16 protein-coding genes are annotated in these 19,853 nt (G+C 44.3%); 9 read left to right on the plus strand and 7 right to left on the minus strand.

The features are described from left to right. Nucleotides 1-151: 151 nt before the first annotated feature. From PCC7418_RS18940 to thrC, 4 genes are all read left to right on the plus strand, one after another. Nucleotides 152-1,864: a diflavin flavoprotein gene (locus PCC7418_RS18940; protein ID WP_015227796.1), complete on the plus strand. Its 1,713-nt coding sequence runs from the start codon at nt 152-154 to the stop codon at nt 1,862-1,864. A gap of 210 nt (nt 1,865-2,074) precedes the next feature. Beyond that, complete coding sequence (locus tag PCC7418_RS18945; protein ID WP_015227797.1) at nt 2,075-3,352, plus strand: ATP-grasp domain-containing protein; 1,278 nt, start codon at nt 2,075-2,077, stop codon at nt 3,350-3,352. Between the two features lie 151 nt (nt 3,353-3,503). Beyond that, entirely contained in the window at nt 3,504-4,907 is a 1,404-nt protein-coding gene (locus tag PCC7418_RS18950) for a DEAD/DEAH box helicase (RefSeq protein WP_015227798.1), read from the plus strand. Between the two features lie 284 nt (nt 4,908-5,191). Then, nucleotides 5,192-6,310, plus strand: a complete 1,119-nt coding sequence (gene thrC, locus PCC7418_RS18955; protein ID WP_015227799.1) for a threonine synthase — start codon at nt 5,192-5,194, stop codon at nt 6,308-6,310. A 90-nt stretch (nt 6,311-6,400) separates the two neighbouring features. Here the strand turns inward: thrC and PCC7418_RS18960 are convergent, their stop codons facing one another. From PCC7418_RS18960 to PCC7418_RS18970, 3 genes are all read right to left on the minus strand, one after another. Next, a complete protein-coding gene (locus PCC7418_RS18960; RefSeq protein ID WP_015227800.1) occupies nt 6,401-7,015 on the minus strand; it encodes a heme-copper oxidase subunit III in 615 nt (204 codons plus the stop codon). A 109-nt stretch (nt 7,016-7,124) separates the two neighbouring features. Next, nucleotides 7,125-8,789 (minus strand): cytochrome c oxidase subunit I, encoded by a 1,665-nt coding sequence (gene ctaD / locus PCC7418_RS18965; protein WP_015227801.1) that lies wholly within the window; start codon nt 8,787-8,789, stop codon nt 7,125-7,127. A gap of 6 nt (nt 8,790-8,795) precedes the next feature. Next, the gene (locus PCC7418_RS18970) at nt 8,796-9,767 is read right to left on the minus strand and encodes a cytochrome c oxidase subunit II (protein ID WP_015227802.1); all 972 of its coding nucleotides are present in this window, start codon (nt 9,765-9,767) and stop codon (nt 8,796-8,798) included. Nucleotides 9,768-10,182: 415 nt separating this feature from the next. Here PCC7418_RS18970 and PCC7418_RS18975 point away from each other — a divergent pair, with 415 nt between their 5' ends. Next, nucleotides 10,183-11,106: a heme A synthase gene (locus PCC7418_RS18975; RefSeq protein ID WP_015227803.1), complete on the plus strand. Its 924-nt coding sequence runs from the start codon at nt 10,183-10,185 to the stop codon at nt 11,104-11,106. A 49-nt stretch (nt 11,107-11,155) separates the two neighbouring features. Beyond that, nucleotides 11,156-12,106, plus strand: coding sequence for a heme o synthase (locus PCC7418_RS18980; protein ID WP_015227804.1), 951 nt, complete (start codon nt 11,156-11,158; stop codon nt 12,104-12,106). Between the two features lie 146 nt (nt 12,107-12,252). On the opposite strand, the gene PCC7418_RS18985 is transcribed toward PCC7418_RS18980, so the two are convergent. Beyond that, nucleotides 12,253-12,621, minus strand: coding sequence for a VOC family protein (locus tag PCC7418_RS18985; RefSeq protein ID WP_015227805.1), 369 nt, complete (start codon nt 12,619-12,621; stop codon nt 12,253-12,255). 267 nt (nt 12,622-12,888) lie between these two features. On the opposite strand from PCC7418_RS18985, the gene PCC7418_RS18990 reads away from it, so the two are divergent. The 3 genes from PCC7418_RS18990 (at nt 12,889) to PCC7418_RS19000 (ending at nt 16,775) form a co-directional block, all read left to right on the plus strand. Beyond that, entirely contained in the window at nt 12,889-14,151 is a 1,263-nt protein-coding gene (locus tag PCC7418_RS18990) for a class I SAM-dependent methyltransferase (RefSeq protein WP_015227806.1), read from the plus strand. Nucleotides 14,152-14,733: 582 nt separating this feature from the next. Next, nucleotides 14,734-15,693, plus strand: a complete 960-nt coding sequence (locus PCC7418_RS18995) for a prohibitin family protein (RefSeq protein ID WP_015227807.1) — start codon at nt 14,734-14,736, stop codon at nt 15,691-15,693. Between the two features lie 119 nt (nt 15,694-15,812). Beyond that, nucleotides 15,813-16,775, plus strand: coding sequence for a prohibitin family protein (locus tag PCC7418_RS19000; RefSeq protein ID WP_015227808.1), 963 nt, complete (start codon nt 15,813-15,815; stop codon nt 16,773-16,775). 9 nt (nt 16,776-16,784) lie between these two features. Here the strand turns inward: PCC7418_RS19000 and PCC7418_RS19005 are convergent, their stop codons facing one another. From PCC7418_RS19005 to PCC7418_RS19015, 3 genes are all read right to left on the minus strand, one after another. Continuing rightward, nucleotides 16,785-17,564 (minus strand): Stp1/IreP family PP2C-type Ser/Thr phosphatase, encoded by a 780-nt coding sequence (locus PCC7418_RS19005; RefSeq protein WP_015227809.1) that lies wholly within the window; start codon nt 17,562-17,564, stop codon nt 16,785-16,787. Between the two features lie 56 nt (nt 17,565-17,620). Further along, nucleotides 17,621-19,321, minus strand: coding sequence for an AarF/ABC1/UbiB kinase family protein (locus PCC7418_RS19010; protein ID WP_235620818.1), 1,701 nt, complete (start codon nt 19,319-19,321; stop codon nt 17,621-17,623). Nucleotides 19,322-19,434: 113 nt separating this feature from the next. Continuing rightward, nucleotides 19,435-19,791: a DUF6825 family protein gene (locus tag PCC7418_RS19015; RefSeq protein ID WP_015227811.1), complete on the minus strand. Its 357-nt coding sequence runs from the start codon at nt 19,789-19,791 to the stop codon at nt 19,435-19,437. Between the last annotated feature and the right edge of the window lie 62 nt (nt 19,792-19,853).

Raw genomic sequence — 19,853 nt, forward strand, 5'->3', positions numbered from 1 at the left:
TTCTTCGTTCTTTGTTCTTAGTTCTTAGTTCTTAGTTCTTAGTTCTTAGTTCTTTGTTGGTTGTTAATCAATGAACCACGAACCATGAACAAAGAACATTTACCGATTCACCTTGTACCTCAAGTAACTAATAAACACAATATTAATTATTATGCAACCTAGAGATACACAAGTCCTTCCCATTGCTGCACAAACAACCGTCTATCGGTCTCGGACTTGGGAACGATTAAAATTTGAAATTGAATATGGACTGCAACGAGGGACAACGGCTAATTCTTATCTGATTCAAGGAGATAAAACTGCCCTTTTCGATCCCCCAGGGGAGTCGTTTACTGAGATTTTTCTGACTGCTCTTAAACAGCGCATTTCTCTTTCTGACATTGACTATATCATTCTCGGTCATGTTAACCCCAATCGTGCCGAAACCCTGAAAGCAATTCTAAAAATTATTCCTGACGTGACTCTGGTTTGTTCTAATCCTGCAGCAATTTCTTTGCAAAAATTGTTAGGAGAAACTAGCGTCAATTATCAGGTAATTAAAGGGGAAGAAACCCTCGATTTAGGTCAAGGTCACTGTTTAGAATTTCTATTAACTCCAACTCCCCGTTGGTCGGATCAACTCTGTACCTATGACCCAAAAACAGGCATTTTATTGACCGATAAATTCTTTGGGGCGCACGTTTGCGGAGAACAAATTTTTGATGAAGGCTGGCAAGTTTACCAAGAAGACCGCCGTTACTATTTTGATTGTTTAATGGCCCCCCATGCCAGTCAAGTGGAGAGTATTTTAGATAAATTTCAAGGAAAATCGGCTCAGATTTATGGAACGGGTCATGGTCCGATTGTACGGTATGGCTTCCATGAGTTAACCAATGCTTATCGCGAGTGGCTACAAGGACAACAATCGCAAGCGACAAAAGTTGCTCTTTTATATGCTTCAGCTTATGGGAATACCGCAACTATTGCCAACGCGATCGCGCGCGGGGTAACTAAAGCAGGGGTCGCTGTGGAATCCATTAATTGCGAATTTACTGACCCAGAAACCATCAAATCGGTTCTTCAAAACACTACAGGCTTTATCATTGGTTCACCGACTCTCGGCGGACACGCCCCCACCCAAGTGCAAACGGCGTTAGGGGTTATTCTCTCCAATGCTGAAAAAAATCAACTGGCGGGTGTTTTCGGATCTTATGGGTGGAGTGGGGAAGCGATTGATCTCCTTGAACAAAAAATTAAAGATGCGGGTTTCCGCTTTGGCTTTGATCCGATTCGAGTTAAATTTAAGCCCACCGATTCCACTCTCAAATACTGTGAAGAAGCCGGAACCGATTTTGCCCAAAAAGTAAAACGGAAACAGAAAAAACAAGTAGCCCGCCAAAATGTTACGGATTCGCAAGCAGCCCGCACCGAACAAGCCCTAGGACGAGTGGTGGGGGCGTTATGTGTGGTAACAGCCCAAAAAGGAGAATTAGCCAATGGAATGCTTGCGTCTTGGGTGTCTCAAGCGACTTTTTCTCCCCCAGGGGTAACAGTTGCTGTTGCTAAAGAACGCGCGATCGAATCTTTGATGCACGTGGGAAGTCCATTTGTTCTCAATATTCTCCCCGAAGGCAAACAACTGCAAAAACAGTTTATGAAAAACTATTCTCCAGGGGAAGACCGTTTTGCTGGGATTGAAACCGAGGAAGCGGAAAATGGCTGTCCGATCTTAAAACAAGCCCTCGCTTATTTAGAATTACAGGTGCAAAATCGCATGGAATGTGGCGATCATTGGTTGGTTTATGGCGTAGCGAAATCTGGAAAAGTCTTAGATACAGAGAAAGTTACAGCCGTGCATCATCGTAATTCTGGGAGTCACTATTGAAATTTTAACGTCAAAATCGAGATAATGAGAAAGGCTGCCTTACACTGATTTAATACGGCTTGCCGTATCAAGAGATACAGATAGTAGGGTCAAGAAGTCGCAAGTGAAGAAATAGCAATCAGACTTTAAGACTCTCGTTACTCTTGGTGAGAAGTCAAACCTTCTCCTGCGGGAGTGCGATTGCAAAAACATGGATCGAGGTTCAGGATTGTGTCTAAAAATATTTTTGTTGTTGGTCTTGATGAATTTAATCTCGTTAAACTTAAATCCCTTCCCCGTGCAGCAGAATATAATATTCATGCCTTGCTGCGTTATGAAGAGATTCGGGGCGTTAAAAATTATTCCTTTCAAGAATTGTTAGATAAAGCAGAAGCCAAACTCAAAGCCTTTGAGGGAAGTGTTGACGCGATCGTGGGATATTTCGATTTTCCCATTAGTGATATGGTTCCCATGCTTTGTCGGGAACGAGGCTTGACCTCTGCTTCTCTTGAAAGTGTTGTCAAGTGTGAACATAAATATTGGAGTCGGTTGGAACAAAAACAATCTATTCCTGAACATATTCCTAATTTTGATCTGTTTGATCCCTTTGATGACAAAGCACGAGAGAAAATCTCACTCGATTATCCGTTTTGGATTAAACCGATCAAATCATTTCGGTCTTTTCTGGGGTTTAAAATTAGCAATGAGCAACAATTTAAAGAAAGCGTTGCCCTCATCCGCAACCAAATTGAGCAAATTTCTGAACCTTTCAATGATCTTTTAGACTATCTCCATCTTCCCGAAGCAGTGGCGAGTATTCCTGGACGGTATTGTATTGCAGAAGATATTATTTCTGGTCGCCAATGTACCCTAGAAGGGTATGTGTTTCGGGGAGAGGTTGAAGTTTACGGTGTTGTCGATTCCATTCGCTATCCCAACAGTTCTACCTTTTCTCGCTATCAATATCCGTCAAAACTTACACAATCAGAACAACACGAAATGGCAGACATTGCCAAACGATTTGTCAAGCACATTGGCTATGATAATGCCCCCTTTAATGTGGAGTTCTTTTACGATGAAAAACACAAAAAAGCCTGGTTTCTAGAAATTAATCCTCGCATCTCTCAGTCTCACGGCGATTTATTTGAAAAAGTGGATGGTACGCCTCACCACGAAATCATGATTGATTTAGCCCTTGGCAATCAACCCGAATTTCCCCATCGACAAGGTAAGTACAAATATGCAGCGAAATTTTTAGAACGTCGCTTTGAAGATGCCCTAGTGGCTAACATCCCCAGTCAATCGGATGTTGAACAACTCCAGCACCAAATTCCCGATACCTTGGTCGATATTTTCGTTAAACCAGGGATGAGACTCTCAGAATTGGCAAATCAGGATAGTTACAGTTATGAGATTGCCGATATTTTATTGGGGGCTGAAACCCAACATGAGTTATTGGAGAAACATCGGCAGTGTTTAGAAGCACTTCCCTTTGAATTTAACCCTTAAACGGTTGTTTCTATCAGGGAAAGCAGTGCGCGATCAAGGTTGTAGCCTGTCAACTACCCACAAGGAAAAAGAAATCTAAAAAAATATTCAAATTGAAGGATTAACGATAAGCTATTATGAAAGTAACAAAATATTGCGAAACAGCATACTTATGACGATTTCTTTTCAAAGTCTAGGCATCTCCGAGGCAAGAGTACAACAATTGGAGAAACTAGGCTTCGAGCAACCGACTGACGTACAAGCACAAGCCATCCCAGAACTTCTGAAAGGGAAGGATGTCGTTGGTCAGTCCCAAACGGGAACAGGGAAAACTGCAGCCTTTTCCCTGCCGATTTTAGAACAAATTGATGTTGAGGAAGGAACGGTGCAGGCCTTGATCCTGACACCAACGCGGGAACTTGCCCAGCAAGTCGCCTCAGCGATGAAAAACTTTTCCCACGATCGCGCTCTCAAGATTTTAACGGTTTATGGGGGTCAGTCCATTGATCGCCAAATTCAAACCCTGAAACGAGGGGTGCAAGTGGTTGTGGGGACACCTGGACGGATCATTGATTTACTGAACCGGAAGGCTCTGCGTCTGAATAGTTTACGCTATGTCGTCCTCGATGAAGCCGATGAAATGTTAAGCATGGGCTTTATTGATGATGTGCGGGAAATCTTGAAACAAGCACCGGAACAACGACAAACGGCTTGCTTTTCGGCAACGATGCCACGGTTGATTCAAGAATTGATTAACCAGTTTATGGACGATCCCGTCAGCTTGAAAGTAGAGCGTCCGAAAGGCACTCCTAACCAAATTGAACAACGGGTCTATAAAGTGCCTCGCGGTTGGACAAAAGGGAAAGCCCTGAAGCCGATTTTAGCAGTAGAAAACCCAGAGTCGGCGTTGATTTTTGTCCGCACTAAACGCACCGCCAGTGAAATCACGCAAGAACTGCAAACGGCAGGCTATAGCGTTGATGAATATCATGGTGATTTAAGCCAAGGACAACGGGAACGACTCGTACAACGGTTTCGTAAAAATCAAGTGCGCTTAGTGGTTGCCACGGATATTGCAGCGCGGGGATTAGATGTGGAAAATCTGTCTCATGTCATTAACTTTGACCTCCCTGATAATATCGAAACCTATATTCATCGCATTGGACGGACGGGACGTGCAGGTAAAACGGGTATCGCTATCAGTTTAAGTCAATATCGCGATCGTAATACCCTCCGTCAAATCGAACGACGGTTGCGTCAACGACTGAATATTCTCTCCATTCCCAGCCGTGCTGAAATTGAAGCCCAACGCTTAGAAAAACTGCGGGAAGAGTTGCAAAATAGCTTGGGTGGCGAACGGATGGCATCTTTCTTACCCTTAGTCCGAGAATTAGGGGATGAATATGATGCCCACGCGATCGCTGCTGCAGCGTTACAAATGATTTACGACCAAAGTCGTCCCCAGTGGTTGGATGAAAACTGGCAAGATCCCCCAAGCGATCGTCCGAAGCCCAAACCGCGCAATAAGCGGAATTCTAAGCCTTCTGTCCGTCCTACCTCCGCCGATCGCCCTTAATTTCCTCGCTGATACCACATCTGCTGAGTTTTTGTGATAAAGTGTGGGCGAGACCTATTTTCTAGGGATTAACCTACATGACACGGGAATCTTCCCAGACTCACATAAACAATGTAGGGCGCGTCTTAAAACAGGTTGGTTGATTGTCTCTCTATCGGCAAATGCCAGAGTTGAGGTCAAATGTGACAACACGACCAACCTTATCATCAGCTTAAGCAACTGACTCTAGCGCCATTCCCTAGTTCTTTGTCGAGTGATTTTTGAACAGACTGCAAAAGGAACCCGTGACCACAACTAGAGTTTCGCCCGTTAGCCCCAATCCCAGCCCAAATCGCCTCAAAGATCAGACAAGTTGGTCTGGTCTGATCGAAACCTATCGTCCTTTTTTGCCCGTTACTTCGACAACCCCTGTTGTCACCCTCTTAGAGGGAAATACGCCTTTGATTCCAGCTTTTAGCCTTTCAGATCGCATTGGACGGGGCGTAAAAGTTTATGTGAAATATGATGGTTTAAATCCCACAGGTAGCTTTAAAGACCGTGGGATGACCATGGCAATTTCTAAAGCAAAAGAAGCAGGTGCGCAAGCTGTCATTTGCGCCAGCACGGGTAACACTTCTGCTGCTGCCTCCGCTTATGCGATTCGTGCCGGGTTAAAGCCGTTTGTCCTTATTCCAGATGGTTATGTTGCCCTTGGCAAACTCGCCCAAGCCCTACTTTATGGCGCGGAAGTGATTGCAGTGGATGGGAACTTTGATGATTGCTTCCAGCTTGTCAAAGCCATTGCAGAAGAATATCCTGTGACCTTAGTGAACTCAGTTAATCCTTATCGCCTCGAAGGACAAAAAACCGCAGCCTTTGAAATTGTCGATCAATTGGGAGAAGCCCCCGACTGGTTATGTATTCCTGTTGGTAATGCGGGGAATATCTCAGCATATTGGATGGGTTTTTGTCAATACCATCAGCACAATAAATCGGAAAAACTGCCTCGCATGATGGGCTTCCAAGCAGCAGGTTCGGCTCCCATGGTAGAAGGTCATCCCGTGAAGTCTCCTAATACCATTGCCACTGCGATTCGGATTGGCAATCCAGCAAACTGGAAACGAGCGATGGCGGTACAAGACGCGAGTCAAGGGGAATTTAATGCCGTCACTGATGAAGAAATTTTAGAAGCCTATCGGATTTTAGGGCGAGAAGAAGGGGTCTTTTGTGAACCAGCAAGTGCAGCCTCTGTCGCGGGCTTATTAAAGGTGAAAGATCGCATTCCGAGTCAAAGTACGGTTGTCTGTGTCTTGACTGGTAATGGCTTAAAAGATCCTCAAAGTGCCATTGATCATGCACAAGCGCAAGTAAAATCGGGTGTGCCCTCGCAGTTAGAAGCAGTTGCGGAAGCTATGGGCTTTTAACAATCATTTTGGATTCTTGGTTGCAGCAATTCATTGAATGAGGGTCTGCTGAAAAAGTAGGGTGGGCAGTGCCCACCCTGCATTATATTCCTATAACAGATAGACTAACCCAAACAGAATCACCCACACCACATCAACAAAGTGCCAATAGAGTTCTGAGGCTTCTACCCCGAAATGTTCCTCGCTGCTATAGTGATTTTGACGAGTCGATCGCTGCAAGACAAATAAAATCAACAATAAGCCCACCGTGACGTGCAACCCATGAAAGCCCGTGAGAACATAGAAACAACTGGTAAATAAATTAGTCGTTAAACCAAACTCCAGATGACTGTATTCATAAAGTTGTCCCCCTAGAAAAATCGCACCCATGAGTGCGGTTAAGCCAAACCAAAACTGTAATCCAGACGTATCATTCTTTTTAATGGCACTTTGTCCCCGGTGCATCACAAAGCTGCTAGAAATCAGAATAATGGAGTTAATGCCAGGGAGTATCAGGTCTAACTCAGGAGTGCCTTCAGGGGGCCATTCGGGCATCACAGACGCATAAATGAGATACGCTGCGAATAATCCCAGAAAAATCATACTCTCAGCAATTAGGAATAAGACAACCCCAAACATCCGAAAATCAGGATGTTCCTCATGGGCAGTATCTGCGCCTTCTGTGTAATTAATGGTTTCTGACTGATTAACGGCCGAACTCTGCATAAATTGTTTAACCTTATGATTGAATTTGTGATCAAAAATTGGGTGATGTAGAGACATTCCAGAGAACATCTCTACAAATGACGAAGGACGAATGACAAAGGACAAACGATTAACTCATGTCCGCTTTCACTTCCGAAAGTAACTCTTCCACCGATTGGTCATCTTCTTCGGCGCTATCAATCCCATAATCATAGGGACCCGACCATAAGACAGGTTCTTCCTCAAAGTTTTCAATCATCGGTGGGGAAGAGGTTTGCCATTCTAAAGTCAGGGCTTTCCAAGGATTTGCCCCTGCTTCTTTTCCTTTGAATGCACACCAGACTAAGTTCACGATGAAGGGAAACGTGGAAACAGCTAAGATATATGACCCCGCAGTGCAAACCATATTTAAAAGTTGATATTCGGGATCATAAATGGCAATGCGTCGGTTCATTCCCTGTAATCCTAACTGGTGCATGGGAAGGAAGGTAATATTCAAACCGATAAAGGTCAGTCCAAAATGAATTTTCCCCCAGGTTTCGTTGAGGTATTTTCCAGTCATCTTCGGATACCAGTGATACACTGCCGAGAATAACCCTAAAACACTACCGCCAAAGAGAACATAGTGCAGGTGGGCAACAATGAAATAGGTGTCGTGGACGTGGATATCAAACGGCACTGAAGCAAGCATCACGCCACTTAATCCGCCAATGAGGAAAGCCGAGACAAAGCCCATCCCGAATAACATGGCACTGTTGAGACGGATTTTGCCACCCCAGATGGTGGCACACCAACCAAAGACTTTAATTCCGGTGGGAACGGCGATAATCATGGTGGTTGCCATAAAGAACATCCGTAACCAGCCAGGTGTTCCGCTACTGAACATATGGTGCGCCCAGACAATTAACCCGAGGAAGCAAATAGCAAGACTAGAGAACGCGATCGCGCGGTAGCCAAAAATCGGTTTACGAGAATGAACGGGCAAAACTTCTGAAATCACCCCAAAAAAGGGCAAAATCATAATATAAACCGCAGGGTGCGAGTAAAACCAGAACATATGCTGGTACACAATCGGATCACCGCCACCAGTGGGGTTAAAGAAACTCGTCTCCACAATTAAATCAAAAGATAACAGAATGAGTGCCGAGGCGAGAACGGGGGTACTCACCAAAATCATTACCCCTGTCGCTAACATCGACCAGCAAAATAAGGGCATCTCAAATAAGGACATTTCTGGCATCCGCATTTTGAGAATGGTGGCGACAAAGTTAATCGCCCCCAAAATCGAAGAAGTTCCTAAAACCAAAATACTGAGAATCCAGATTTCTTCCCCTGCTTTCCCTGTCATTAAACTCAGAGGCGGATAAGAAGTCCAACCCGCTTGTGGTGCGCCCACAAAGAAACTCGCCATCAATAGCAAGCCTCCTGGGGGGATTAACCAAAACGCTACTGCATTTAAGCGGGGAAATGCCATATCCTTCGCCCCCACCATCAAGGGGATTAAATAATTCCCAAACCCCGCACCAGCCGGGACAATCCAGAGAAAAATCATCACTGTACCATGAACGGTGAACAGTTGGTTATACACTTCTGGACTCACAAAATCGGATTCTGGGGTGGCTAACTCCGTGCGTACCGCAGCAGCTAACGCCCCGCCAATGAGATAGAAAATAAAGGACGTAACAAGATATTGAATGCCAATCACCTTGTGGTCTGTATTGAAGGTAAAGTAATCGGTCCAAGTTCGTTTTTCCTCAAACTGTTCGGTTTGAGGCGTTTCTACTGGGGTTGTCATAATAATTTAATGCGTATGATGGATGTGCAATTCCTCTAACGTTTCGTCATTAACTCCAATTTTTTCGGCATAGGGAGTCAATAGGGGATCGGTTGTTCCCACAGCGACGGTATCGTCTAAAGGTTGACTTTGGGCAACTTGTTGTTCTTGAATCCAAGCCTGATACTCGTCTCGACTTTCAATAATTAATTGGGTTTTCATCGCCCCATGATAGGGACCACACAGTTCAGCACAAATTACGGGATATTCCCCAGTGCGTTCGGGGGTAAAACTAATTTTTGTTTCTCGACCGGGAACCGCATCTTGTTTTAGACGTAATTGCGGGACCCAAAAGGCATGAATGACATCCCCTGCTTCAATTTTCAGATTAACGGGTTGTCCCACAGGAACGTGCAGTTCTCCCGAAACAATCCCACTATCCGGATAAGTGAATAAAAACGCATACTGAATCGCATTCACCTCCACCGATAAGGGGGTTAAGTTTTTCGCCTTATTACCAGGGGATTCTCCTAAACCCAAAGCAAGATAATCGGAAGCAGAAGCAATTAAGCCCTGTAAGCCTTCATTGTGGGTTGTCTCTTCCGCCACTTGTTGGGGACCGGGATCGCGGGAGGCTTCTGGATTTAATCCGCCCATTGAGTTATAAACTTCAAAGCTATAGATGGAAATAATCAAGACAATCACCGTCGGAATCGCTGTCCAGACAATTTCTAAAGACACATTTCCTTCCGTCGGCGGACCATCGCTATCATCTCCAGGCTTTTGGCGAAAACGAATGAGAGAATAAATCAATACGCCTTCAATGAGTAAAAATAAGCCCATCGCAACGGTCATCATGAGTTGAAAAATCCCATCGACCGCTTGGGCTTCTGGAGAAGCAGCCACGGGAAGTAAACCATGATTTTGACCATACCAAAGGCTAATGATGGCGATTAAGATCGCAATTGTGGCAATTTTAATTTTGTTAGCAGTAGTCACGGTTTTTTACACTGATTTCCTTAATCGTTTGCAATTTTACATTTACTTAAATACTCTTTTTGCTGTGAATTCTTACTCAGTCGAGCCTTTTCCAGCTAATATTTTTCCTTTACACGCTCATCCCTCACCTACGGTAAAACAAACCATTCAAAAATTCAGGTCAATTGTTCAATTTTCAACTTTTCTTTGGTTTTTCTTTGGGATCGCAACAAATCTAAACATCGAAACCGCAGGAAATGTAAAGAAATATCAAAGGAATCTTTTCCGAATCTGAAGAAGATATAAAACAATGGAAATCAGCAATTGAGATGATTAGAGTAGGGATTAAAGTCAGAAAATTACAGTTGAGCAAGTGCTAAGTTAATCAACAGCTATGACTTAGCAACTAATAAAGTTTTTATAATCTTTAGCGGTTATGACAGAATCAGCGATTTACCCAAAAATTAATACTTCTTCTGGGAAGATTTCTGCTCAGCAACGAGTCCGACGATTGATTTGGAAAATTGCGATTGCAACCTTTATTTTAATGGCAATTGGCAGTGCGACTCGCGTGATGGATGCGGGTTTAGCTTGTCCAGACTGGCCCCTTTGCTATGGTCAGGTAGTGCCGTCCCAACAAATGAATTTACAGGTGTTCTTAGAATGGTTTCACCGCCTTGATGCAGCGTTAATTGGTTTAACCACAATGGGGTTGGTGGGTTTATGTCTTTGGTTGCGTCGGGAATTACCCCGTTGGCTACCTTGGGCTGCTTTTGGTGCTTTAGTGCTGGTGATTGTCCAAGGATTATTAGGGGGACTAACGGTGACTGAGTTACTGCGTTTTGATATTGTCACCGCTCATTTAGGAACAGCGTTACTCTTTTTCTGTTTGTTGATTGGGATGGGAACCGCTTTACTGCCCTATCAAGGGACAACAACGGCGAAAAAACTCCCTTGGGTTGGCGGTATGGCAGCAGGATTAGTTTATCTGCAAAGCCTCTTAGGGGGATTAATTGCTTCTCGCTGGGCGGTGCATCAATGTTATACGGGGTTTGAACTCTGTTCAGTGATGAATACCCATCTGGCGGGTGTTCTCCCCGCAAGTATAGCAACCTTAGCGGTGGTGATTTTTTCTTGGCGCACGCCCGCCCTCCATCCGATGTTACGTCAGTTAGCGAATCTTTCCGGAATCTTTCTCCTACTACAAATTTTAGTGGGGTTTGCCACGTTTCATCTGCACCTGCAAGTGGAACCCCTCACTGTCACCCATCAAGCGGTTGGGGCTGCTTTACTAGGGGGATTGGTGGCTTATACCGTCTTAGCAGTGCGCGATCGCGCAGTTCCCTCTACTTCTATCTAATCGCCCCGCTTCTCATTACTTTTAATTGTTGAATTTTCAAGGAATCAATATGACAGGGACTAGTCTTTCTCCCCGTAACGAAACGTTTTTACAAGTAATTCAGAGTTATTATCAACTCACCAAACCGCGTATTATTCCCTTATTACTGATTACCACCGCAGCAGCGATGTGGTTGGCGGGAAAAGGACAAGTTGACCCCTTTAATGTCTTTATTACGCTGCTTGGGGGAACTTTAGCAGCAGCTTCCGCGCAAACCCTTAACTGCATCTACGATAAAGATATTGATTATGAGATGCAGCGCACTCGGAAACGCCCCATTCCTTCCGGAAGAGTGCAACCGCAACACGCTTTATTATTTGCCATTGCTTTAGCGATTCTTTCTTTTAGTCTGATGGCTTGGTTTGTGAATGTCCTCAGTGCTTTACTCGCCTTATCGGGTATCTTCGTTTATATGCTGGTTTATACCCACTGGCTAAAACGTCACAGCACCCAGAATATTGTCATTGGCGGTGCTGCGGGTGCAATTCCCGCCTTAGTCGGTTGGGCTGCGGTAACGGGTGAGTTAAGCTGGACCGCATGGTTTTTATTTGCCATTGTTTTCTTCTGGACTCCCCCCCATTTTTGGGCGTTGGCGATGATGATCTGTGATGATTATGCGGAAGTCAATGTTCCGATGTTACCTGTGGTAAAAGGGGCAAAAAATACTGCCGAACAAGTGTTTAATTATACGATTTTCGTTGTTCCTTTAACCTTTGGTTTGATTTATCCCCTCGGTGAGTCTGGAGTGATTTACGCGCTATTTGCAGGGATTCTCGGGATAACATTTATTGTCAAAACTTGGGAGTTGCGACAAACGCCAGAGGATAAAATGAAAGCGCGATCGGTGTTTAAGTATTCGATTCTCTACATGATGCTTCTCTGTACAGGAATTGTCGTTGATAGCTTACCGATAACACACAACATGGTGAGTTTTGTGAGTAATACAATCGCTCAATTCTAAATCATTATTTTTCCCCTCATTCCATCCTGTTTGGGGGGATTTTTTTATTGAACCACAAAACACAAAGATCACAAAGGGTTGCATGATTTGATAAACTACGCTAACCCGCTTCGCGCTCGGTCGTAGCCTCCCGCGCTTTCGGTGAATTAAGTTGAACAATGAAGAATTAAGCGATTTCCATCGGGATCATAAGCATAGATTTCCTTGCCATGAGAGGCGGTAGTAACTTCCCCTGAAGGTGAATCGCCTAAAGCAGATAATTGCGCGATCGCGCTGTCTAAATCACCCACTTCAATACATAAACTCATCGCACTCTTTTCAGGCTGACTAAATTCATTTTTGTGTGTATCTTTCGGTTGAAAAATTCCTAATTTTAATCCCCCTGCTAGTTGAAATTCAGCATATTTATTCGGAAGATAAGGCTCTGGATTATTCTCTAATAGAGTTTTGTAAAAATTAACTAAGGTTTCTAGATCTTGAGTTGCAATTGTCAGAAAAGCAGTTTTATATTCCATAGATAGCGTTTTTTAGTCGGTTGAGGACAGTGACCAGTGACCAGTTATCAGTTAACAGTGAACAGTTATCAGTTATCAGTTACCAAAGAACTAAGAACCAAGAACCAAGAACAAAACTTTAAAATGTAACTCACTCGTCCTAAAATTACCAGATTAATTTATTTTAAGTAAAAACATATCACTGGATAGATTATCTTCATCTAAAAATATTTTAGGCTAAAACTAAATAGATTGAGTCTATTCTAGAAAGCACAAAAAAGAGGTACTATGGGACACGCAACATTACCCGCAACCCTCCGAAACTGGCTCGTTACTGCTTTAGAAGACTTTCCGCATCCCGTTAAAATCCAATTTTGGGAAGGAGAAATTTTAAACTTAGGAAAAGCAGGAGATTCCAGTGTTGAATTAGACTTTCGCCATCCTGGTGTTTTACGGTCTCTGATCCTAAAACGGGATCCTTTAGTGTTAACAGAAGCATATTTAAATGGTTGGTTTGACTTCCACGGTGAGATTGAAAACATTGTTCATCTGGGACAACATTTGGCTTGGAAAGGATTAAAGCGCACGCAAGGAATCAAAGCCTGGTTACAGTGTTTATTTCTTCCTCGTTTACCGCTTAATGTGAATCCTGAAAATAACCGTGATGGAGAAGTTCATAGTAAAGAGCGCGATCGCGCTGCGATTCAACATCATTATGATGTGGGAGATAACTTTTATCAACTTTGGTTAGACCCGTGGATGGTCTATTCCTGCGCTCATTTTGAACATCCGTTAATGAGTCTGGCTGAAGCCCAAGAACAAAAATTAGACATCAGTTGTCGTAAATTGAAATTACAATCGGGAGAAACCCTCCTTGATATCGGTTGCGGTTGGGGGGCGATGCTGCGTTGGGCTGCCAAACATTATGGCATTAAAGGGTATGGAATCACCCTCAGTGAAAAACAAGTGGCGTACAATCGCCAACGCATCCAAGAAGAAGGCTTAGCGGATCAACTGGAAGTGCATCTGTTGGACTATCGCGACTTACCGAAAGAGCCCACGTTTGATAAAATTGTATCTGTTGGCATGATCGAGCACGTGGGGTTAAACCAATATCCCGCCTATTTTCAAAGTGCATATCAGTGCTTAAAATCGGGTGGTTTATTTCTCAATCATGGCATTACTTCTACTGATCAATGGAATGGTTCGAGTATTGGAGAACGGTTTATTAATCGCTATATCTTCCCAGATGGCGAACTCATTCAACTGACACCGATGTTGCGAGAAGCAGAAAAAGCCCGTTGGGAAATTGTTGACGTGGATAACTGGCGACCCCATTACGCCTTAACCTTACGCCGTTGGGCTGACAATTTAGCAAAAGCAAAAACAGAAGCGGTGCAGCTAATTGGTGAAAAATTATATAACATTTGGCAACTATATTTAGTCGGTTGCGCGATCGGTTTTGAACAGAATCAAATGGGAATCTATCAAACTGTATTACGCCGAAAAGAAGATGAAAAATGGAATTTACCGCTCACTCGTCAAGGATAGGTAAGGAGTTTAGGCGGTAGTCCCTAGATCATTCTTGGTCGCTAACAACGTCACCTATGTTTTAACATGAATCGGTAGTGCTATAACAATTAGTCGCAGATTACACCTTCCTAAACGGAAGGGGCAAGATGCGACCGTTGGTCAGCACCTCTTCTTGAAAGAAGAGGCTTAGGGCTCTTTTCTTTGATAGCTGACCAGCTTAAGTTCCTCTCACGGGGCTACGTTTAGGGGAAGCGTTAAAAGTCCTACCTTAGAATGCGAAGCCAGTTCTAAGCTCTAGAACCAAGCAGTTAAACAGTTGTAGCAAGAGGTAAAACAGTGCTGCGAAAGAAAGTTACCGCCCTTAAACTTTGGCGAGGCTCACTTAACTTCGTGCAGGAAAGTAGTCCTGTTATAGGACACGGGGAGGAACTGCACCTCTTCCTCCTCAATCCAACAATACTAATGTCGTCTTCGACAGGATTTCAGACCTGTGATATAAGGATGAGCAGAGTAGTTTTGACAGTGAATCATTGAGGATACCCATTTCTCAACCCACTCAAAAAAGCTCTAGGACACGCCCATTAAGGAGAAATAAAGACCTTGACCAAGCAAACCACCCAAAGTCTGACCGCAATTATCGGTGGGATTATTGCAGCACTCCTGATCCTGATTGGTTTTAACTCGTATGTGGTAATTAATCCAGGGGAAGCAGGGGTACTCAGCATTCTGGGAAAAGCCCAAGAAGATGCTCTTCTCGAAGGGATTCATTATAAAATTCCTTTCATTTCCAAAGTTGATGTGTATGATGTGACGGTGCAGAAATTTGAAGTTCCTGCCCAAAGTGCAACTAAAGACTTACAGGATCTTAAAGCCAGTTTTGCCATTAACTTTCGTCTTGATCCCGTAAAAGTGGTTGATATTCGTCGGAAGCAAGGGACACTCAGTAACGTCGTTTCTAAAATTGTTGCCCCCCAAACTCAAGAATCGTTTAAAGTGGCTGCAGCACGGAAAACCGCCGAAGAAGCGATCACCCGACGGGATGAATTAAAAGAGGACTTTGATATTGCCCTTAATCAACGCCTCGACAAGTATGGTATCGTTGTTTTAGATACCAGTGTGATTGACTTGAACTTTACTAAAGAGTTTGCCCAAGCAGTAGAAGACAAACAAATTGCCGAACAACGGGCGCAACGAGCGGTTTACATTGCTAGGGAAGCAGAACAAGAAGCGCAAGCCGATATTAATCGCGCCAAAGGGAAAGCAGAAGCGCAACGTCTCCTCGCGGAAACCTTACGTGCCCAAGGAGGGTCATTAGTTCTGCAAAAAGAAGCCATTGAAGCTTGGCGACAAGGGGGGTCGCAAATGCCCAATGTTTTAGTCATGGGTGGCGAAAATAACAGCAGTGTTCCCTTCTTATTTAATCTGGGGGATCTTGCCGATATTGACCAAGACCGTCCTTCCCCAGAAGATGCGTCTCCCCTTGATGAACCTTCTCCCTTTGAGGATAATGAGGAGGACTCTTCTTCCCTTGATTTGCCTCCAAGTTATGGTGGTTTATAGCCGTTGGTGCAGGAAACCAAGCGTTAACTATTGTTAGAGGAAGTATCTGGGCGCGTGCGGCGAGTTCTGTAACAAATAACAAATAACAAATAACCAACAACCAACACGGAGCAAAATTCTTGACTCAACCCAATATCCAAAGCCTAACTGCCATTATTGGTGGTATAATCGCTGCTGTCTTACTCATCATTGGCTTTAACTCATACACCGTCATTAACCCAGGGGAAGCGGGGGTACTCAGTATTTTAGGGAAACCCCAAGAAAACCCCCTTTTAGAAGGGATTCACTTTAAACCCCCTATCATTTCCAAGGTTGATGTCTATGATGTCACTGTTCAAAAATATGAAGTGCCAGCGCAAAGTGCCACTAAAGATTTACAAGACTTAAATGCCAGTTTTGCCATCAACTTTCGTCTTGATCCGGTGAAAGTGGTGGATATCCGCCGTAAACAAGGAACATTGAGTAATGTGGTGGCAAAAATTATTTCTCCACAAACTCAAGAATCCTTTAAAGTGGCTGCAGCACGAAAAACGGCAGAAGAAGCGATCACCCGACGTGATGAATTAAAAGCAGATTTTGATGTCGCCTTGAACCAACGACTGGAGAAATATGGAATTATTGTTCTTGATACCAGCGTCGTTGATCTCAACTTTACTAAAGCCTTTGCTCAGGCAGTAGAAGACAAACAAATTGCTGAACAAAGTGCGCAACGGGCGGTTTACATTGCCCGAGAAGCAGAACAAAAAGCCCAAGCCGATATTAATCGCGCCAAAGGACGAGCGGAAGCCCAACGCTTACTCGCAGAAACCTTACGCGCCCAAGGAGGATCATTAGTTCTGCAAAAAGAAGCGATCGCAGCATGGCGTGATGGTGGCTCACAAATGCCCAATGTCTTAGTGATGGGAGGAGAAAACAAGAGCAGTGTTCCCTTCTTATTTAATCTGGGCGATCTTGCTGATATTGACCAAGACCGTCCTTCCCCAGAAGAAGCATCTCCCCTTGATGAACCGTCTCCTTTTGCAGAAGATGACGATTCCGCTTTAGACCTTCCTTCTGGTTATGACAGTTTAGATCTCAATTAAGCCAAGGCATTAATATTCTGAGGACAAGGTTTCGGTGGCATCTTGACTACCGAAACTGTCTTCAGTTTCCCCTTCTTCAATGACGATCACGGTAATATTGTCTGAACCCCCGTTTTCTTTGGCCGTTTCAATGAGTTGAGTGACTGCTTTATCACAGGTTTCCGCAGCATTGAGATAACGATTAATTTCCTCTTCTCGGACTTCTCCAGTTAAACCATCACTACAGAGCAAGAGCCGATCGCGCGGTTGAATATTGAGAATATCAATATCAATGCTATAGAGTTCTTTGCGACCTAAACACTGGGATAAAACGTGCCGCCAAGGGTGAACTTCTGCTTCTGCTGGGGAAATCGTACCTGACTTGAGCGCCCAAGCCACCCAAGTATGATCTTCAGTGAGTTGAATCAGTTCATGATCTCGCCAGAGGTAGAGTCGAGAGTCTCCCACATGAACACACCAGGCTTGATTTTTACGAAAGATCACACCGACAACCGTTGTTCCCATTTCCGCCCGTTCGGGATGGGTTTGTTGATCGGCAATGATTTTTTCGTTGGCTTCCTCAACGGCTTGGTGAAGCAACACTTCTGAGTTGAGATCACAGTCCCAATGTTCTTCTAGGTAATCACTAATAGCTTGTGTCGCGATTTTACTGGCTTCTTGTCCGCCAGCGTGTCCACCCATGCCATCGGCAACGATAAAGAAACGCCCTCGCGGATCGTAGTATAAGCAGTCTTGGTTGACTGCACGCATCATTCCAGTATCAGTTCGCCCATTAAAGCGACGTTTCATAGCCTTTTTTTATAACCAGTGTACAGAACAAAAAATAATAGGTTTATTTTATCGGTTTATTGCATTCGATCCCAACGATCTAAACGTTTTAATAAACGAATAAATGCAAATCCAGATGCCCCTGCAGCAAACGCCATAATCACAGCTAAAGTGATAAAGTCATTGACAATGAGTAGGGTGGCTGAGATGGTAAAGCCGACGATGAGTAAGGTGTAATTTGTTCCGAGTTGCACGCCACTCATCCGTCGTAAAATGCGATCCGTTTCAATGGAACGAACCCGCAGGCGGAGATCACCTCTCTCTAGCTTATCAATGGTTTCTTCGACGCGACGGGGTAAGCCCAACGCCGTTGAACTCACTTGGGCTGCTTGTCGTCCAATTTCATCGAGAAAAGTCTTGTTGCTATCGTAACCGTTACTGTTCATAAGATCCATCGCATAAGGCTGCGCCACGGCCATAAAGTTAAATTCAGGGTCAAGGGTTTTCCCGACCCCTTCCAGAGTGGAAAAGGCTCTCATGACGAAAGTAAAGGTGGCGGGAAACCGAAAGGGGTTGTTATAGGCAATTTCGTATAAATCATCACTGATTTCAGCAACAGATTGTTCCTCAAAGGGTTCATCCATGAAGTTATCCAGCATATACTGAATCGAACGACGAACCGCACTGGTGTCGCCAACAGGGGCAAGTGCGCCCAATTCAACCAAGGATTTTAAGACGCGATCGCCATTTTTTTCCGCAATGCCAAACAGGGTCTCCATCAATTGTTCCCGAACATTGCCTTTAATCCGTCCCATCATGCCAAAATCATAAAAAATGAGTTGTCCTTGGGGACTAACCGCTAAATTACCAGGATGAGGATCGGCGTGAAAGAAGCCATCATAGAGGAGTTGTTGCAGATAGGTTTCCGCACCTAAACGAGCGATGACACTGCGATCAACCCCTGCTGCATCGAGGGCTTCGTGATGACTGACTTTAATCCCGGGAACAAATTCTAACGTTAACACTCGTAAGGAGGTATAACGCCAATAAACGCGGGGAACGCGCACTTGTTTATAGTTTTGGAAATTACGGCGGAACGTATCTGCATTACGCCCTTCGTTGAGATAGTCGGCTTCTTCCCAGAGAATGCGACAACATTCGTCATAAATGCCTATCCAATCCCGTCCCTTTCCCCAACGGGGATGATTTTGGAAATAGCGAGCAATGCGCTTGAGGATGGCTAAATCAATGGTAAATAATTTTTTCAGACCTGGACGTTGGACCTTGACAACAACGGTTTCCCCATTATGGAGTTGCGCTTTGTGAACTTGTCCTAAACTCGCTGCTGCTAACGGCGTGGGGTCAAAACTTGGAAAGAGTTGGTCAACGGATTTGCCTAAGTCTTCTTTAATAATGGCTGCGACCTGTTCAAAGTCAAAGGCAGGAACTCGATCTTGGAGTTTCGAGAGTTCATCCACATACTCAATCGGGAAAATATCAGCGCGAGTGGAGAAGAGTTGACCCACTTTAATAAAGGTGGGACCTAACTCTAAGAGACTTTCTCGAATCCATACTGCTCTGGCTTGACGGCGAGCTTTCTTTTTTTCTTCACTATAACCGCCGATATAGCTCCATTTTTTCCCTTCTAACCACAGTTTGAAGAGAAGTGTAAGCACAAAAAACCAAATATCCAACCGTCGGCGGTTGCGGGAATAGTTTTCTCGGTTCCAACGATAGGCTTTTTTCCCCGCTTCTGGGGAAGAAGAAGCGGAGGACAATTGTTTGTTTAGAGGCTGATTCGATTTCTCAGAGAGCGCAGACACAGCACGATTCCTTGATAGCGTTTTGGCGGTAGAGTGCAACGGAAAACTTCACTTAGAAAGAAATTCCGTTATGATTCGTTTTGGCTTCGATAGGCGTTGAGTTCGGTGCGTAAGCTGGCGATGGAAGCTCTTAACTCATCAACCATCGCTTGTACATCTTCTGGTGAACGGCGAGTGGTTGTTTTCGTACTTGATGCCGAACTAGGCTCAGTGGTGGTGGAAGTGGCACTGGAAGTTGACTGACCTTCGTTTTGTTCAGCGCGAGCCATCACTTCTTCCACAAAGTCTCGCATGGCTTCTCGTTGTTTTGCTTCGAGTTGTCCTAATTCACTGAGACTGTTGGTGACGGTATCTTCGATACGCTCACCAAGGACTTCCGCAAAAGCGCGACCGACATAAAAGGCGTGCAGAGCAGGATTACTCATAAAAAATAATACAGATAGAGGGTAATTGTAGGTTTCGTAACAAATTATAACGTGCAGATGAG

Source organism: Halothece sp. PCC 7418 (assembly GCF_000317635.1).
Lineage (GTDB): Bacteria > Cyanobacteriota > Cyanobacteriia > Cyanobacteriales > Rubidibacteraceae > Halothece.